Here is a 16,986-nt window from a genome sequence, read left to right as displayed (position 1 = left end):
GTGGTCCTTGACAGGCTAACGGTGTTAGCCCAGCATTGTTCCTCAGTGGGCTAACGCCGTTAGCCACATCCCTGAGGAGAACTACCATGAAGAATGTCACGACGGTCATCGACATACCGGCCACCCAGGAGCGGGTGTGGGCGACGCTCGTCGACACCGCGGCATACCCGGCCTGGAACCCGTTCATCACGAAACTGTCCGGAGAGCTTGCCACCGGCCAGCAGCTCGAGGTCAGGATCGCGCCGCCCGGCGGTCGAGCCATGACGTTCAAGCCCACCGTGACCCAGGTCGAGCCAGGCCGTCGCCTGGAGTGGCTCGGCACCATGGGCATCAAGGGCATCTTCGACGGCCGACACACCTTCACCCTGGAATCCTTGGGAGACCAAGGCACCCGGCTGACCCAGTCCGAGGCCTTCAGCGGCCTGCTGGTTCCGCTCACCGGCAAGGTGTTGGCCCGCACCCGAGCCGGTTTTGAGGCCATGAACGACGGACTACGGCAGCGTGCGGTGTCGGGCAAAACCGCATGAGTCGCCTGGAGGAGATCGTCGACGTCGCCCAGAGGTTGCTGGAGGACGAGGGGCCGGACGCCCTGTCAATGCGACGCCTTGCGGGCGAGCTCGGTGTCAAGGCTCCTTCGTTGTACAAGCACGTCGATGGCAAGGAGCGGATCGAGGCGGAGCTGCAGGAAAGGGCGCTGACCCAACTGGGGAGTGCCTTGCACCTCGCCGTCGATCTTCGCGCCCTGGGCCGCGCTTACCGCCAGTGGGCGCTGGCACATCCATCGCTGTACGAGCTGACGACGAGGAAGCCGTTGCACCGCAACCAGCTTGGGGAGGGCGTGGAGACTGCTGCGTCAGCACGCCTGGTGGCACTGAGCGGCGGGAACGTGGACCGGGCGCGTGCCCTCTGGGCTGCGGCCCACGGGCTGGTCGACCTCGAGCTGGCGAACCGGTTCCCCGAAGGGGCGGACGTCCAGGCTGCGTGGGATGAGTTGGTGGCGGCCTTCGATCCCCCTGGCGACAGGTGCGAGAGCTCCGGGCCAGGGGAGATCGTGGACGGGCCGGACTCTGCGCGCGCCTGACGAGGCGGTATGCCGTTGGCGCGAATGCCCACCTCGCGGATTCCGGCCTGCTGGCGCCGGGCGTGCCTCAGCGCGGCAGAGGGTTCGGGCCGGTCGCGGTCACGAGCCGCTGGGGCACCCAGTCGTCCACGTGATGGAACCCGTCGTCGAACGGGCCAGCATCGAGCTCTACGGACGCCCTCAGTGAAAGTCGATAGAACTTCACGTGGGTGAAGTCCTGGAACAAGATGTACACGGGGTCGGGTGTGCTGTTCGGGCCTTGGAACTGCTGTCCCGTCAGGACGGGCTTGTGGGCTTCGACGAAGGCGTCAAAACTGTCGCCCACCACGACGCCGAGGTGCTCCAACCCCATCTTGTAGACGCGCTGGTGCACGGGCGGGATGAGCTCGATGAGCGGGACGACCTTGCCGTCCAGGACTTCGAGCGGTTCGGTGGGAACGATCAAGGAGATCGGCCGGCCGTTCCAGACGTTCTCGCGATTGGCGACCGCGTGGCGTTCGAGGAGACTCCGAACGTGCGTGTACTGGTCCCACTCCGGTACCCGGACGGCGAGGTGGCTGAGGGGGTACTGGCCGATGTCGATGCCACGGGCGAGAAGGCGGTCGCGCTGCTGCGCGGCGAACGCCCGATAGTCCCCGATGATGTCGCCCACCGGATCGGCCATCGCCGCCTCCTCTCGGCCATAGCGTAAGACGCTTGTGCTCAGGCTGTCGCGAAAGGGAAGCAATCTGGGTCGTGGTCAAGGGGGGCGGCCCGGTGGCCCGGTCGGGCGGTTCTTCGGCCATCCCGTCAAACCTGCTGGGCCAAGCCGACAACATGACCCTGAGGGTCGGCGATCAGCGCGAATGACACTCCGGGAACGCTGACTGGCTCCTGTACGACCCGTCCGCCGAGGCGAGTCGTCTCGGCGATGGCGCCAGCCATGTCCTCGACGCCGACGAAGAACGTGACCAGGTCGCCGTCGCCCTGAAGCGGGCTGATCGCGGTGTACAGGGCGCCGGGCACCCCTGTCTCGACAAAGGTGTAGCCGGGGAAGGCGCCTTCGGTTGGGTAGGTCCAGCCGAACAGCTCGCCGAAGAATGCCCTTGTTGCGTCGGGGTCGCTCGAACGGATCTCGGCGTGCACGATGGAATGGCTCATGATGACCTCCGGTTCTGCGGGGCCACCGGGCGTGGCCTCCAACCAGATGACGTTCGAGCCCGTCTCCAATCGACAGTGCTCAGCGACCAGCTCGGCCTGGCGTCCGGTGGGCGCGACTATCCGCCGCGAGCCGGGCGTGACTTCACCATGCGCCGAGGTGACTTCGTGCCCGCTCCACTGCTAGGGCTAAGTCGAGGCCGTAGGCCCAGCGTCCTGTAGCAGCAAACGCTTCCAATCTCTCCGCAGCGCGGTCGAACAGTCTGTCGGCCCCAACCTGATTCCCGCGTGCTGCGTGCGTGACCGCAACACAGACTTGCGCAAGGCCCTGCCACAGGTCCCGTTCCTCGATCGGCCCGGCCTTCCAACGCGCCTCCAAGACCTCGTGCGCGGCGAAGGGACGTCCAGCCGCCACGAGTGCTCGAGCTGCCTCGAGGGTGTCGTCTGGCGGAAGGGGCTCCTCCGACACCGGCTCGACGCCTTCTGCTCCGTAGGGCAGCGGTCGACCCAAGGCGTCGCGAGGCCTCGCCTGGCGAGCCCGGCCTTCGGTATCCCGGTCACGATCAAGTCCTGTCATGCGGTCAGTCTCCCAAGAACCGAGACCACTCGCCGCGTAGGGCGCGGGTCCAGGTCGCCACCGATCATCAAGGCCTGACAACCTTTCAGCACCACTGGGCTCATCGACTTCGTCTACCACCCAGCCGGCACAACGGTGACACCCATCAAGATCCCGCACGACGGCATTGACGTGTGTGCCGCCATGGGGCTCTGAGCACGCGGTCATCGCCCTGCTCACTGGGCGGTTCAGGTGGTGCCCCCGGACCCACCGCTTGTCGGTCGCTTAGTTACGTCCCTGGGGGCGAGGGGGCCACGCCTGGGCGCCCAGCTCCCGCGACACGGATCGGGCCGTGTCGCGAACCAGGTCGCGCGAGTCGTGGCGGGAAACGTCGCCGTCTGAGGGGATCACGACCCCTACGGCCCCCACGGCCTCTCCGTACGAATCGAAGACCGGGCTCGCCAGCGAGCTCTCGCCGAGCACAGCCTCGTCCTGCTCGAGGGCGATGCCGGTCGACCGGATCACCTCCAGCTGCTCGCGAAGCTGGTCGGCGGAGGTGGTCGTCTCGCCGGTCATGCTGCGCAGCTCTCCTGAGGTCAGCACTCGCTTCTCATCCTCTGGGAGGAAGGCGAGCAGAGCCTTGCCGAGGGCGCTCGCATGCGCCGGGATGACGATGCCCACCTCCGGCATCTGGCGACTGCCGTCCGGGCGCGGCTCGTGGTGGATGATCACGACGTCGTCGACGAGCAGCACGCCGGTGCGTACGGCAAGACCGGTGCGCCGGGCGAGGTCCTCGGCCCAGGGGATGGCCTTGGACCGGAGCTCCAGCGTGTCGAGATAGACGTTGCCCAGCCGAAGAACGGCCGGGCCCAGCTGGTAACGGCTGGAGCCGCGCTCCTGGACCACCATCCCGTGCTCGACCAGGCTGCGGACGATCCCGTGGGTGGTCGAGGGCGCCAGATCGAGGCGGGCGGCCAACTCGGACAGGCTCATCCGTCGAGCGCCCTGAAGCGCGCTGAGAACCTTGATGGCGCGATCGACCGATTGGATCACGTATGTCCTCTTCGCTGTGACGTAGTTCACGAAAACCCTTGCCTCCTAGTGAATCACAGGGGTAGCCTCCAAATCACGTTCGACAATATCGAATGAAATTCAGACAACTTGCAAAGGGGCAAGGGCGATGCTTGACGAGACCACCCTCCTCCAGCGTTTGGGCGCTGAGGTCATCGGAACCGCTTTCCTGGTGTTCATCGGCGTGGGGTCAGTCCCCGCCACCCTGATCGTCAACGGCAAGGCGCCGTTCACCATGGCCGACCTGGGGGTCATCTCCCTGGCGTTCGGCACCGTGGTAGTTGCCACCGTCTACGCCTTGGGGCATGTCGGTGGCAACCACATCAACCCGGCAGTCACCCTGGGCCTGGCCGCCTCCGGCAAGTTCCCGTGGGCCCAGGTGCCGGCCTACATCGGAGCCCAGGTCGTCGGGGCGATCGTCGGGGCTGCCGCGATCATCGGTGTCCTGGGACACAAGGCCAGCGACGTCGGTCTGGGTGTTGCCTCGTACGGCGACATCAGCTGGCTGCAAGCCTTTACGGCCGAGTTCGTGGGCACGTTCATCCTCGTGTTCACCATCTTCGGCGTCATCCACCGCAAGGCCGCCGCGGGGTTCGCCGGCGTGGCCATCGGCCTGGTCGTCTTCGCTGCCATCATCCCTGTCGCTCCGGCAACGGGCGCATCCATCAACCCGGCTCGTACCGTTGGTCCCATGCTTGTTCAGCAGCTCGCTGGCGGCGAGGTGAAGTGGCACCAGCTCCCGGTGTACCTCGCGGCCGAGCTCCTCGCCGGAGTCGTCGCCGCCCTGCTGTACGGCCTGCTCACCCGCACCCCGGCTGACCGTGCCGTCGCGGCTCCCGGGCTGGATCTCGGCGACCCCGACGCGCAGGCCGCCATCTCCCGTCAGACCAGCACCGTCTGACCGTCCCGAACCCGTTTGACTGCGAAAAGAGACTCTGATGAAGAAGTTGATCAACGACCCGAACGACGTCGTGGTGGAGGCACTGCGTGGCATCGAAGCCGCCCACCCTGAGCTGCGGGTCGACCACGAGAGCAAGGTCATCTACCGCGGAGACGCTCCGAAGAGAGGCAAGGTGGGCATCATCTCCGGCGGAGGGTCCGGACACGAACCGCTCCATGGCGGATTCGTCGGCCTGGGCATGCTCGACGCGGCGTGTGCCGGAGAGATCTTCACCTCGCCTGTACCTGGGCAGATCTTGGCCGCGACCAAGCTGGTGGACGGAGGCGCAGGGATCCTGCACGTCGTCAAGAACTACACCGGCGACGTGATGAACTTCGAGATGGCGGCAGAGATGGCGGCGGCGGAGACCGGAGCCCGCATCGTCTCGGTGGTCACTGACGACGACGTGGCGGTCCAGGACAGCACCTGGACCGCGGGGCGACGCGGAGTCGGCGTCACCGTGCTCCTCGAGAAGATCGCCGGGGCGGCAGCGGAGCAGGGTCGCGACCTCGACGAGGTCGCCCAGGTCGCCAGGACCGTCAACGAGAACGGCCGAAGCATGGGCCTTGCCCTCACCTCGTGCACCGTGCCGGCGGCAGGGCGCCCGACCTTCGACCTGGGCGACGACGAGATGGAACTCGGTGTCGGGATCCACGGAGAACCGGGCCGGGCCCGGCTGCCGCTCGCCCCCGCGAGCGACATCGCCTCACTCCTGGTCGAGCCGATTCTCGCCGACCTGCCGTTCGCCCGGGGCAACCCCGTCATCGCGTTCGTCAACGGTCTCGGCGGCACCCCGCTCATCGAGCTCTATGTGATCTTCAACGAGGTCCAGAAGATCCTCGGCGGCCGGGGACTGCCCATCGCCCGGTCGCTCGTCGGCTCCTACATCACCTCACTCGACATGGCCGGCGTCTCGGTCACCCTCCTCAGGGTCGATGACGAGCTGCTCTCCCTCTGGGACGCTCCTGTCAACACTGCTGCACTGAGATGGGGCATCTGAGCATGAGCGACACCGTGACCACGGCGGTCTTCGAGCAATGGGTGCGCGGGTTCGCACACCTCATCACCGCCAACCGCGAGCACCTGACCGAGCTCGACGCAGCGATCGGCGATGCCGACCACGGGTCGAACATGGACAGAGGCATGAAGGCCGCCGTGGCTGCGCTCGATGAAAGCCGGCCGCCGACGGCGGGCGCGCTTCTGACCAAGGTGGGCATGACACTGGTCTCGACGGTAGGCGGAGCCAGCGGGCCCCTGTTCGGGACGCTCTTCATGCGGATGGGCGGCTCGCTGGGGGCCGCCGCCGAAACGGTCTCCGCAGACGATGTCGCAGCGGCGCTGCGAGCCGGGCTCGGGGGCATCGTCGATCGAGGCAAGGCCGCCCCCGGCGACAAGACGATGTATGACGCTCTGGCGCCTGCCGTCGATGCGCTCGAGGCAGCGCTCACGGACAACGCCTCCCTGGCTACCGGGCTCAAGGCGGCCCGGGATGCTGCCGCCGCGGGTCGCGACGCCACGACCCCCATGCTGGCGCGCAAAGGGCGGGCCAGCTACCTCGGTGAGCGGAGCGTGGGCCATCAGGATCCAGGGGCGGCGAGCGTGGCGCTGCTGCTCGAAGCTGCAGCAGATGCCGCCTGCTGAGACAGCCACCCATCGAACACTCACGTTCAGCACGACGAGCAGCGGAGGGCAGTGACAATGACCGAGGGCAAATCCGCCAAGCCGCCCGCAACAGACAGCGAGTGCCGGGTCGGTCTGGTCGTGGTCTCCCACAGCCGCGCGCTCGCCCTGGCGGCCGTGGCGCTGGCGGGGGAGATGCTCCATGGCCGCCCAGTGAAGATCGAAGTGGCAGCCGGTCTTGACGTCACGACCTTCGGTACCGACGCCGTCAGCATCATGCAGGCCATCGAACGGGCGGACGGCCCAGGCGGCGTCGTGGTCCTCATGGACCTCGGCAGCGCGGTACTCAGTGCCGAGCTGGCGCTCGACCTGCTACGGGACTCCAGCATCCGCGATCGTGTGACGCTGTCGCCGGCCCCTCTCGTCGAAGGGCTCATCGTGGCCGCCGTCGCCGCGGCGGGTGGCGCAAGCAGGGCAGAGGTCGCGACTGAGGCGCGGAACGCGGTGATGGGTAAGGCCGCGCACCTGTCGCCCCCGGAGCCCGGAGTCGCGCCCGAGCCGGACGACGAGGCGCAGGCCGTCGTCGGAGTATTTTCGGTGGCCAATCCCCACGGCCTGCACGCTCGACCGGCGGCCCGACTCGTGAGCGAGGTGCGCGCTCTCGATGCGTCGGTCCAGCTGAGGAACCTCACCACCGGCGCCGGGCCCGTCCCTGCAGCCAGCCTGAGTCGAGTGGCGACGCTGACGGCTCTGCAGGGTCACGACGTCGAGGTTCGTGCCACCGGGCCGCAGGCTCAAGAGGCCGTCGAGCACGTCCTGGCCCTCGCCGGGCGACGGTTCGACGAACCCCCCGAGCAGGTCCCAGCTCGACCTGCTCTGCCCCGACCCGCCCCCCGCCGCAGCGGACCGCTGCCAGCCTCCCCGGGAATCGCGATCGGCCAGGTCCGCCGCCTGAGCGCCGCGCCCGTCGATCTCGATGGACACCCCGCAGGGGAGCCGGCCGCGGAATGGCGGCGGGTCCTGGAATCGGTGGCGACCGTGCGCCGTGAGATCGAGCACGTCCGGGTTCTCACCGAACGGGAAGTCGGGCCCGACAAGGCCAGCATCTTCGATGCGCACCTGTCCCTCCTCACCGACACCGAACTCCTCGGCGACGTCAAGGCACGAATTCGCCCCGGCACCGGCGCGGTTGCCGCCTGGGCCGGCTCACTCGCCGACATCGAACGTCAGTGGGCCGAGCTTCCCGACCCCTACCTCAGGGAGCGAGCCGCCGACGTCCACGCGGTCGGAGAACAGGTGTTGCAGGCTCTGACCGGCCAACCAGCCCGCCGGATGACGGGAGAGGGTGTGCTGGTTGCCAGCGACCTCACGCCCGCCGAGACCGCCGGCTTGGACCTCGCTCTGGTGACCGGAGTGGTTCTCGCCCAGGGGAGTCCGACGTCGCACGCGGCAATCCTGGCGCGGGCCCGCGACATCCCGGTCGTCGTCGGGGCCGGTCCCGAGGTGCTGGGGATCGCCGAAGGCAGGACGATCCTCCTTGACGGCGGTACCGGTGCCCTGCACCTAGACCCGGCACCCGAGCTGATCGAGGAGTACCAGCGCCGGGCCGCAGAGGCCGCACAGCAACGCGTTCGGCAGGTCGCCCTGGCCGACCAGCCTGCGGTGTCCCGTGACGGCACGCGCATCCTCGTCGCTGCCAATCTCGGGTCATTGAGCGACGCGCGTGCCGCGCTCGCGGCGGGGGCGGACGGCGCCGGACTGGTGCGCACGGAGTTCCTCTTCCTCGACAGGACCGCCGCTCCCGACATCAACGAGCAACAGAGCCAGTACGACTCCATCGCCGCGGCCATGGACGGTCGGCGCATCACCCTGCGAACCCTCGATGTCGGCGGTGACAAGCCACTGCCCTACCTGCCCATGCCACACGAGGCCAACCCGTTCCTCGGCCAACGCGGCATACGGCTGAGCCTGACGCACCGGGACCTGCTGCGCGAACAGATGGCCGCCATCTGCCACACGGCGCGTCACTCACCGACCAGCATCATGCTGCCCATGGTGTCGACGCCCGACGAGCTGATCGAGGCGCGACAGGTCCTCATCGAGGCTGCCGGATCATTGGGCCTGCCTTCGGGTCTTCAGATCGGCACGATGATCGAGGTCCCCTCCGCTGCGCTCAAGATCGAGGCCTTCCTGCCCTACGTCGACTTCGTCAGCATCGGCACCAACGACCTGACCCAGTACACCCTGGCGGCCGAACGTGGGAACGGCGCCGTGGCAGCCCTCTCAGACGCCCTCGACCCGGGTGTGCTCCGCCTGATCGACCACGTCTGTCGAGTAGTGAATGGGCGAATCGACGTTGCTGTCTGTGGCGAGGCCGCTTCCGACGAGCTCGCCATTCCGGTCCTGGTGGGGCTCGGCGTGCGAGAGCTCAGCGTCTCGCCTCCCGCGGTGCCCAGGGTCAAGGCGGCCATCCGTCAGCTCAACGTAGAGCAGTGCGCGTCCCTGGCGGGGCAGGCGCTCACGTTGCCCGGCGCCAACGAAGTCCGCAAGCTCGTCCTCGCCAGCATGGCGGAGACGCAGGGCGACCCGGAATCAGGAGCCCGGACCGGAAGTCGTGTCGAGACACGATGACGTCGTCCTGCGCCGTGAATGCCGCCGTCATCGTGGCAACCGTCGCCCTGACCGGCGACAAGGTGTTGGCCCTGATGTAGGGGTGATCGGGGGTGTGGCCGCACTCTGTTGGCTCGGGCTGGGAGCTCTTGCACAGCAACGGACCATGCTGCGGCTGTCGTTGGAGACCGACACGGAGTCGGGACAGCTCCCGCTGCGCCAAGGACGGGCGATCGGCTGGTTCGCTGAGGCGCTCGAACCCTTGGCCGCTCAGCTCGGCGCTGACGGCGTACGTCGTCTGGCCATCGCGGTCCGGGCTGTGAGCGGGGTCGAGTCGCTGGTCTGGTTCACCGACATCGCCGGCCTGACGCGCGAAGCGGCCGTCGAACAGATGGTCTGGTCAGCCGTTGCCTTGGTTCGTCGTGCCGCCCGGGGCGTCTGAGGAGCGGGCGACGAAACCCCGGGAGTCATCCCTGGTCATGGACCGCAAGAGCCGCATCGAGGGTCGGGTAGAGCTGGAGCACCTGATTCAGCCCACTGAGGGTGAGCAGCGTCAGTGCCCGCGAGGACGCGTTCGCGATCCGAAGCGAACCTCCGCGCTTTCGGAGGGTCTTGTGGTGCGTGACGCACATGCCGAGGGCGCTGGAGTCGAGGAATGTAACGGCATGCAGGTCCAGGATCAGGTCTCGGTGCCCGTCGATCGTCTCCTGCATGGCCGCCCTCAGTGCAGGCACCGTCTCGTGGTCGAGCTCACCCGCGACGCGCACTACCGGGATGTCGCGACTCACGTCGATCGACAATGTCATGTTCACGTCTGCCCCACTCTCGAACGACCGCGGCAAGAATACTGTGCCGCCACGTGCCCGTCTGCTACTGCGGCGCCCGGTGCAAGCCTAGGAGCGGAGAGACACCGGTGGTCCAAACGCTGTCTGGTTCATTCACGAGGGTGTCACCATCGATCGTCTTGCGACGACTCGCGCAAATGTCGGGCATGGAGGTCTGTGAGGGTGCACGATCATCCAATGAATCGGGACGCGCCCCTTGACTACCGCGCGGTCTTTGACGCCCTTCCCAACCCGTGTGCGCTACTCAGCCCGGACCTCAAGATCCTGGATGTGAACACTGCCTATTCGGGTGTCGTCGGCCGCACGCGACGCGCCCTTGTGGGGCGTGACCTTCTAGACGTGCTGCCGGCAGGTTCGCTTGAGTCTCTCGCAGGCGCCGCGGATCAAATTCGCGAATCCCTGGAGCGTTGCCTGTCCACCGGTCGGCCGCAGGTCCTACCCATGCAGCGCTACGACGTGCGAATCGACACCGCACCACAATCGCCCCCCGCCACGCGCTACTGGATCAGCACGGCCACGCCCATCAAGGGTCCGGCGAATGGGGTGGTTGCGCTCTTGCACAAGCTCCAAGACGTGACCCCCGTGGTGCTGTCCATTGCCGCCGACTTCGGCGCGACAGCAGGGCTGTCGAGCCTGAACCTCGAGCAGCACTCCGATCTGTTCGGACTGGCGCGGGAACTGCAGACTGCGAACGCACTCCTGCGGGAGGCCGAAGACCGCGAACGCACGACAAGCCTGACCCTGCAACGTGCGATGCTCCCGGCCAGCATCCCCGAAGAGGCTCGTGAGCGCGTTGCGGCGCGGTATCTGCCCGCCAGCAGCTCCCTGAGTGTCGGCGGCGACTGGTATGACGTGGCCGCGCTGCCAGACGGGCGGCTAGCGGTCGCGGTGGGCGACGTCGTGGGTCAAGGACTCCAGGCGGCTGCCGTGATGGGTCAGCTACGCAGCGCCCTGAGTGCCGTGACCGTTGCCGACGTGGGACCCGCAAATGCCCTGAGGGTTCTGGACCGGTTCGCTCGACAAATCGAGCAGGCGACGGCAACCACGGCCGTCAAAGTCGTCCTCGACCTGCAGCTGCACACCGCGACCTACAGCAGCGCGGGCCACCTGCCCCCACTGCTACAACACAACGACGGCAGGATCGAGGCCCTGGATCAGGCCCTCGGTCCACCGCTAGCCGCTACCGCCGAAGCCGACCCCCGCCCGCAGGCAGCCGTCCACTTCAGCCCCGGATCCAAGTTGGTCCTCTACACCGACGGCCTCATCGAGCGCCGTAGTGAAGACATCACGCAGGGCCTCGCTCGCCTCGTTGCCTGCCTGGCCGCCCACCCCGGCCTGGGCCCCGAAGCCCTGATCGACACCATCGTCACGGCCGTCCTTGAACCTCAGTCCGCACCCGATGACACCGCTGTTCTGATCATTGAGCTGTAGCAATAGACGATCACGAGCCTGCCGCCTTTGCGGATAACAGGGGTTCGAGTCCTTCGCCTGCCGCTCCCGAGGCTCGGACACGGCTGGAGTATCGACAGCGGAGGGAATTTGAGCGGCCGAGCCGGGGCCCGTGTACCTGCGGAAGACAATGGCTGATCGGAGCGGCTCGCACCGTGAGCGGCCATCCGGTGGCCTTGCGATCTTCAGGCGTACCGGAAACGCGCAGGTCAGGTTGCGAAACGCCCAGAACGACGAGTAACAACCAGCACCAACTGCACGCCTCAAGCAACAATGGGAGCGCCACCCGGTGTGAGCTCTCATCAACGCCGGAACCGGGGAAATGCTCCGCGAGCTCACTCTCGGCCCAGCGAGGAACTACCAACCCCTCGGCAGACCACCCGGCCCCAAACCAAAAACCAGAAGGCCGGGCCCAAATCCTGGGTCCGGCCCGTCCGGTATCTCCTGAGAGATCACATGGTGCGCCATCAGGGACTCGAACCCCGAACCCGCTGATTAAGAGTCAGCTGCTCTGCCAATTGAGCTAATGGCGCGCGAGGAGAGACCTTAGCAGGACGAGGCGGGCGGGGTGAAATCGGCTGACGTCACGACTCATTCGCCCGGATCGTCGCCGGATCGCCGCCTGCCGGAGGCGACCAGCGCGGTCCCGCCAGCAAGGGCGAGAGCCGCGACGCCGACGGCCAACCCGATCCGCAGACCGCGGCCATTGCGGGCTTCCCCGGAATCGTCGGCGAGGGTTGGCGCCGGGCTTGCGACGGCCGTGGTGGAGGGCGCAGGAAGCGGCGTGGCCGACGGGGCGTCGGTCGCGGTCGCCGAAGCAGCGGCGGCTGCCACCGTGAACGTGGTCTTGTCAGAGACCGGGTGTCCGTCCTCGCTCACGACGCGGAACGCGACGGTGTATCGGCCGTTGGGAAGATCGGCCTCCAAGACCTGGGTGACCGTGACGCCGTCGACCACCGCCCTGCCCGCGGACACCGCACCCTGTGGTCCGGTGACCGTCACGGTCGCAAAGCTGGTGCTGATGGGCTCGTCGAAGGTCAGCACGACCCGCGTCGGCGCCTTGTCCACCGAGGAGCCGTCCTTGGGGGAGACCGACGTCAGCGCCGCGTGGGCGTCGGCCCCGGTCGCCATGACGATCGAGCCGAGCACGCCCAGCAGCAGTCCGAGGATCGCCACCCAGACACCGATCCGGATCGTCCTGCGCTTGCCCTCGGAGTCCATGTACACCCGACCATCCTGCCGGACGGAGGGGGGAGCCGGTCCAGCACCCTTGAGTCGGACCGCGAGAAGGGCGCCAGCAACTCCCTGAGCCAGTTCGCGCGTCAGCCGGCCTCTCGCACGAGCCCCTCGACGTGCCACACAACCCCGTGGCGGGCATGGACCGCCGTGAGCCCGCGTTCGCGCAGCACCGCGAGCATGGCCTCGGGCGGGTGGGTGAACGTCTTGAACGGACGACCGATCAGTCGCAGCGCGGCGTTCTGCGACCAGACGAACGCGCGTGTGCCGACGTTGCGCGGAGGGTGGCTGAACACGAGCAGGTGCCGCGTGTGGTCGGCGGCGGCGCCCAGCAGTCGTTCGTAGTCCGGATAGCAGCAGACGACTCGGTGCAGCACGACCACGTCGGCCATCTCGACCTCCTCCGGAGCCTCGACGATGTCGTGCAGCCGTCGCTCCATGCGGTCGGCGAGGCCGGCTTCCTCCGCCAGCGACCGCGCCGGACCGTCGTAGGCCGCGACCAGCTCGAGGTTGGTCGTGTGGGCGGCGCCGCGGCGCAGCAGCTCGAGCTGCATCTCGCCGACACCGCCTCCGATCTCGAGGACCGAGGCCCCCGTCAGCCCACGCCCGGCCAGGAAGTCGACCATGTCGCGCTCGGTCGAGCCCAGCCCGCGCTTGCGGTAGCGACGGGCCACTCGCCGGGCGAAGCGGGGCCCGAAGATCTTGTCGTACCCCTGGGGGTCACAGCAGCCCGGCATGTGCCCAGTCTCCCGTCACCGGACCACGAGCACCAGAGCACGACGAAGGCCCCTGACCATCCCGGTCAGGGGCCTTCGGTATGGGGTGAGCGACGGGGCTTGAACCCGCGACCCCCGCGACCACAACGCGGTGCTCTACCAGCTGAGCTACGCCCACCATGCGTCACGACCGGACAATGCCGGCCGCGGAAGCGACGCCAATAGTACCCGTTCCGAAGCGGTGCTCGTGACCACCCCGGCAGACCAGCGAGTCGGTGCGGGACGCGCCGTCCATGACCCGGCGGCATACCCAGGGTGTCGCTCGTGGGTCAGCTGTGGTTGACCACGTGCCGTGCCGCGATGCCCCTGGCCGTGTCGCTGTCGGGGCCCGGGGGTGCCACGAAGACAGCCTCGCGGTAGTAGCGCAGCTCGGCGATGGACTCACGGATGTCGGCGAGCGCCCGGTGCCCCCCGGACTTCTTGGGCGAACCGAAGTAGGCGCGCGGGTACCAGCGGCGCGACAGCTCCTTGATCGAGGACACGTCGATGATGCGGTAGTGCAGGTGGGCCTCGAGCTCGGCCATGTCGCGGGCGAGGAAGTTGCGGTCGGTGCCCACGGTGTTGCCGCCCAGCGGAGCCTTGCGCGGCTCGGGCACCCACTCGCGGATGTAGGCGAGGACCTGCTCCTGCGCGTCCTCCATGGTCGTGCCGCCTGCCAGCTCGTCGAGCAGCCCAGACGTGGTGTGCATGGTGCGGACGAAGTCGTCCATCTGCACCAGCGCCTCGGCCGGGGGCGTGATGACGACGTCGACGCCGTCGCCCAGCTGGTTGAGCTCGAAGTCGGTCACGAGCGCCGCGACCTCGATGAGGGCGTCGGCCTCCAGGGAGAGCCCGGTCATCTCGCAGTCGATCCAGACGATGCGGTCGTTGACGGAGCGGTCGGTGGGGGTGGCAGTCACCGGACCACCATATTGCCCTGTGGTGACAGGGCGGCGCCGCGGCCGCCTCGACTACCCTGCCCGTCATGAGCTGGGGACCAGAGCAGAGGTATGCCGCGGACGCGTCGCCCGCGGGTGGGCGGGGGGCCGTGCCGTCCTCGCAGGGGGCCACCGGCGGGACCGGTCGCGGCAGGCTGCGCGGCTGGCTGCTGGTGGGCCTGATGGTGGTGGGGTTCGGGCTGGCCGCGATCGTGCTGTCCGTCTACTACGGGGCGACCCTGGGCCTGGTGACGACCCTTCTGGCCGTGGTGCTCGCGGCCATCCCGCTCGGCATCGTGATCCCCACCTTCCTCTGGCTGGACCGGTTCGAGGCAGAACCGTGGCGCTACCTCGTGACGGCCTTCCTCTGGGGTGCGCTCGTCGCGGCACTGGCAGCGGGGGTCTTCAACACGGGGGCCAATGTCGCCTTCCAGGCCGCCACCGGTCGTGACGACGACGCGATGCTCGCCACGGCCGTGTTCTCGGCGCCACTGGTGGAAGAAGCCTGCAAGGGGTTGCTCGTCCTCCTCGTGTGGTGGTTCCGGCGTCGCGAGTTCGACGGGATCATCGACGGCATGGTCTACGCCGGCGTGGTGGCAGCCGGCTTCGCGTTCACCGAGAACATCCAATACCTCGGGATGGCCTACGACCACGGTGGCGACGCGTCGCTCACCGGCACGTTCATCGCGCGCTGCCTCTTCACCCCGTTCGCCCACCCCATGTTCACGGTGCTCACCGGCATCGGCATCGGGATCGCCGCCACGACCCGCAACCGCGTGCTGAAGGTCCTCGCTCCTGTCGGTGGCTACCTGCTGGCTGCGCTGTCCCACGCCGTGTGGAACCTCGCCGCCATCACGGGGGGAGCGGGGCTGCTGTCGGTCTACCTCCTCGTGGAGGTGCCGATCTTCGTCGCGTTCGTCGCCCTGGTGATCTGGGCACGTCGCCGAGAGGGGCGCCTGATCGGCCGCCACCTGAGCGAGTACGCCGACGCCGGCTGGCTGTCGCCGAGCGAGGTCCACATGCTCTCGACCATGAACGGGCGTCGGTCCGCCCGGGTCTGGGCGAGGACCGCTGGGGGCCGGGCCATGCTGCGGTCGATGCGCCGGTTCCAGGACTCCGCGAGCGAGCTGGCCCTGCTCCGGGCACGGATGCACCACAGCGCTGCCGACGAGCGCGCGCTGGAGACCGAACGTGACCTCTTGCAGACCATCACTGCCAGCCGCAGGGACTTCCTCGGGGCGTACTAGCGTGCAGCGGGTGCGCACCCTCGAGATCGCTGCGACCATCGGCCCGGACCTCATCACGCTCCGGCGCGAGCTGCACCAGATCCCCGAGGTCGGGATGTCGTTGCCCCTCACCCAGCAGGCCGTGCTCGACGCACTGGCCGGACTGGACCTCGAGATCACCGTGGGGGACTCGCTCTCGTCGGTCGTCGCCGTCCTGCGGGGTCGCGGAGGTGCGGGGCGCCATGACGAACCCGGGCGCGGCGGGCGGCCGGTCGTCCTGCTCCGCGGGGACATGGATGCCCTGCCCGTCAGCGAAGACCTGCCGCTGGAGTTCGTGTCACGCCACCAGGGCCTGATGCACGCGTGCGGTCACGACCTCCACGTGGCGGGCCTCGTGGGCGCCGTGCGCATCCTGCACGAGTTGCGCGACCAGCTCGCCGGCGACGTCGTGTTCATGTTCCAGCCGGGCGAGGAGGGCCCTGGCGGCGCGAAGCCGATGATCGACGAGGGTCTGCTCGAGGCGGCTGGGAGGCGCGTCGACGCGGCATACGCCCTGCACGTGTATTCCTCCGAGCACCCTCTGGGGACGTGGTTCGGGCGCCCGGGGCCGCTCATGGCGGCGGCCGACGAGGTCAGGGTGCGCGTCGTCGGCGAGGGTGGTCACGGGTCGCAGCCGTTCCGTGCCAAGGACCCGATCCCGGTGGCGTGCGAGATCGTCGTCGCCCTCCAGACCCTGGTCACGCGCCAGTTCGACGTCTTCGACCCGGTCGTCATCACGGTCGGCAAGTTCGTCGGCGGCACCAAGGACAACATCATCCCCGACGACGCCGTGTTCGAGGCGACCGTGCGCAGCCTCTCGGAGAAGGCCAGGGCCGAGGTGAGCCGCAAGATCGAGCTGCTCGCCACCCGGCTCGCCGAGGCCCACGGTCTGACGGCGGAGGTCGAGCACCTGCCGGGCTACCCCGTGACGGTCAACGACGAGGCCGAGTACGCGTTCGCCAAGGACACGATCGTGGATCTCTTCGGCGCGGAACGCTACGCCCACCAGCGCAACCCGGAGATGGGCGCGGAGGACTTCTCCTTCGTGGGACAGCTGGTGCCGAGCGCCTACGTCAACCTGAGCGCCTGCCCTGTCGCGGACTTCGACTCGGCACCGGACAACCACTCCCCGCGAGCAGACTTCGACGACTCCGTGGTCCCCGACGGCGCGGCCTTGTTGGCCGAGCTCGCCCTGCGGCGCCTGGCGCAACTGAGTGACGAGTGGCGCTCGTCCTAGACTCTGCGCCATTGCCCCCGTAGCTCAGCTGGATAGAGCAAGAGCCTTCTAATCTCTAGGTCGCAGGTTCGAGTCCTGCCGGGGGCGCTCACGGCCATGTACGACTTCGCCTGATGCTTGACGTTTGGGCTTCGGTTGATGCCTGACAGTGTTTCGGTTGATGGTTGACACCTACTTCGGCTGATCCTTGACACTCCCTTGATGAGGGAGATGAGCGTGGCTGAGCAGCGGTACAAGGCGGTTCTG

Annotated in this window: 18 protein-coding genes and 3 tRNA genes; 11 read left to right on the top strand and 10 right to left on the bottom strand. The window is 68.1% G+C overall.

From position 1 onward, the window contains the following. The first annotated feature begins 86 nt into the window (after positions 1-86). Positions 87-527, top strand: a complete 441-nt coding sequence (locus AC1DS4_RS04140; protein WP_477615277.1) for an SRPBCC family protein — start codon at positions 87-89, stop codon at positions 525-527. Then, on the top strand, positions 524-1,081 hold the full coding sequence (locus AC1DS4_RS04135) for a TetR/AcrR family transcriptional regulator (RefSeq protein WP_477632621.1): 558 nt from the start codon (positions 524-526) through the stop codon (positions 1,079-1,081). Before AC1DS4_RS04140 ends, AC1DS4_RS04135 begins: the two co-directional genes overlap by 4 nt. Positions 1,082-1,148: 67 nt before the next feature. Here the strand turns inward: AC1DS4_RS04135 and AC1DS4_RS04130 are convergent, their stop codons facing one another. The 4 genes from AC1DS4_RS04130 to AC1DS4_RS04115 form a co-directional block, all read right to left on the bottom strand. Then, positions 1,149-1,745 (bottom strand): VOC family protein, encoded by a 597-nt coding sequence (locus tag AC1DS4_RS04130; RefSeq protein WP_477632622.1) that lies wholly within the window; start codon positions 1,743-1,745, stop codon positions 1,149-1,151. Positions 1,746-1,870: 125 nt separating this feature from the next. Continuing rightward, the gene (locus AC1DS4_RS04125) at positions 1,871-2,221 is read right to left on the bottom strand and encodes a VOC family protein (protein WP_477632623.1); all 351 of its coding nucleotides are present in this window, start codon (positions 2,219-2,221) and stop codon (positions 1,871-1,873) included. Between the two features lie 142 nt (positions 2,222-2,363). Further along, positions 2,364-2,795: a DUF309 domain-containing protein gene (locus tag AC1DS4_RS04120; RefSeq protein WP_477645994.1), complete on the bottom strand. Its 432-nt coding sequence runs from the start codon at positions 2,793-2,795 to the stop codon at positions 2,364-2,366. Between the two features lie 264 nt (positions 2,796-3,059). After that, positions 3,060-3,827, bottom strand: a complete 768-nt coding sequence (locus AC1DS4_RS04115; RefSeq protein WP_477624411.1) for an IclR family transcriptional regulator — start codon at positions 3,825-3,827, stop codon at positions 3,060-3,062. Positions 3,828-3,954: 127 nt separating this feature from the next. Here AC1DS4_RS04115 and AC1DS4_RS04110 point away from each other — a divergent pair, with 127 nt between their 5' ends. The 5 genes from AC1DS4_RS04110 to AC1DS4_RS04090 all read left to right on the top strand — a co-directional run bounded on the left by AC1DS4_RS04110 (position 3,955) and on the right by AC1DS4_RS04090 (position 9,457). Beyond that, on the top strand, positions 3,955-4,746 hold the full coding sequence (locus tag AC1DS4_RS04110) for an MIP/aquaporin family protein (RefSeq protein WP_477615283.1): 792 nt from the start codon (positions 3,955-3,957) through the stop codon (positions 4,744-4,746). Between the two features lie 37 nt (positions 4,747-4,783). Next, on the top strand, positions 4,784-5,785 hold the full coding sequence (gene dhaK / locus AC1DS4_RS04105; RefSeq protein ID WP_477615284.1) for a dihydroxyacetone kinase subunit DhaK: 1,002 nt from the start codon (positions 4,784-4,786) through the stop codon (positions 5,783-5,785). Between the two features lie 2 nt (positions 5,786-5,787). Then, entirely contained in the window at positions 5,788-6,426 is a 639-nt protein-coding gene (gene dhaL / locus AC1DS4_RS04100) for a dihydroxyacetone kinase subunit DhaL (RefSeq protein ID WP_477632624.1), read from the top strand. Between the two features lie 57 nt (positions 6,427-6,483). Next, a complete protein-coding gene (gene ptsP / locus AC1DS4_RS04095) occupies positions 6,484-9,036 on the top strand; it encodes a phosphoenolpyruvate--protein phosphotransferase (protein ID WP_477632625.1) in 2,553 nt (850 codons plus the stop codon). 145 nt (positions 9,037-9,181) lie between these two features. Next, positions 9,182-9,457, top strand: a complete 276-nt coding sequence (locus AC1DS4_RS04090; RefSeq protein ID WP_477632626.1) for a hypothetical protein — start codon at positions 9,182-9,184, stop codon at positions 9,455-9,457. A gap of 25 nt (positions 9,458-9,482) precedes the next feature. On the opposite strand, the gene AC1DS4_RS04085 is transcribed toward AC1DS4_RS04090, so the two are convergent. Further along, positions 9,483-9,821 carry an STAS domain-containing protein gene (locus AC1DS4_RS04085; protein WP_477615288.1) on the bottom strand — a complete coding sequence of 113 codons (339 nt, stop codon included), beginning with the start codon at positions 9,819-9,821 and terminating at the stop codon, positions 9,483-9,485. Positions 9,822-10,037: 216 nt separating this feature from the next. On the opposite strand from AC1DS4_RS04085, the gene AC1DS4_RS04080 reads away from it, so the two are divergent. Next, positions 10,038-11,291: a PP2C family protein-serine/threonine phosphatase gene (locus AC1DS4_RS04080; RefSeq protein WP_477615289.1), complete on the top strand. Its 1,254-nt coding sequence runs from the start codon at positions 10,038-10,040 to the stop codon at positions 11,289-11,291. 475 nt (positions 11,292-11,766) lie between these two features. On the opposite strand, the gene AC1DS4_RS04075 is transcribed toward AC1DS4_RS04080, so the two are convergent. The 5 genes from AC1DS4_RS04075 to orn form a co-directional block, all read right to left on the bottom strand. Beyond that, positions 11,767-11,842 (bottom strand) — tRNA-Lys (locus AC1DS4_RS04075). 58 nt (positions 11,843-11,900) lie between these two features. Next, the gene (locus AC1DS4_RS04070; protein WP_477615313.1) at positions 11,901-12,530 is read right to left on the bottom strand and encodes a copper resistance CopC family protein; all 630 of its coding nucleotides are present in this window, start codon (positions 12,528-12,530) and stop codon (positions 11,901-11,903) included. 101 nt (positions 12,531-12,631) lie between these two features. After that, a complete protein-coding gene (locus tag AC1DS4_RS04065; RefSeq protein WP_477615290.1) occupies positions 12,632-13,282 on the bottom strand; it encodes a class I SAM-dependent methyltransferase in 651 nt (216 codons plus the stop codon). 81 nt (positions 13,283-13,363) lie between these two features. Continuing rightward, positions 13,364-13,439, bottom strand: a tRNA-His gene (locus AC1DS4_RS04060). A 151-nt stretch (positions 13,440-13,590) separates the two neighbouring features. Then, on the bottom strand, positions 13,591-14,220 hold the full coding sequence (orn, locus tag AC1DS4_RS04055; RefSeq protein ID WP_477615291.1) for an oligoribonuclease: 630 nt from the start codon (positions 14,218-14,220) through the stop codon (positions 13,591-13,593). Between the two features lie 65 nt (positions 14,221-14,285). On the opposite strand from orn, the gene AC1DS4_RS04050 reads away from it, so the two are divergent. The 3 genes from AC1DS4_RS04050 (at position 14,286) to AC1DS4_RS04040 (ending at position 16,827) form a co-directional block, all read left to right on the top strand. Next, on the top strand, positions 14,286-15,485 hold the full coding sequence (locus AC1DS4_RS04050) for a PrsW family intramembrane metalloprotease (RefSeq protein ID WP_477615292.1): 1,200 nt from the start codon (positions 14,286-14,288) through the stop codon (positions 15,483-15,485). 10 nt (positions 15,486-15,495) lie between these two features. Further along, entirely contained in the window at positions 15,496-16,740 is a 1,245-nt protein-coding gene (locus AC1DS4_RS04045) for a M20 metallopeptidase family protein (protein WP_477632627.1), read from the top strand. Between the two features lie 13 nt (positions 16,741-16,753). After that, positions 16,754-16,827, top strand: a tRNA-Arg gene (locus tag AC1DS4_RS04040). Positions 16,828-16,986 lie beyond the last annotated feature (159 nt).

Source organism: Pedococcus sp. P3_C7 (genome assembly GCF_056402615.1).
This window is presented reverse-complemented; position numbering and strand designations above follow the sequence as displayed.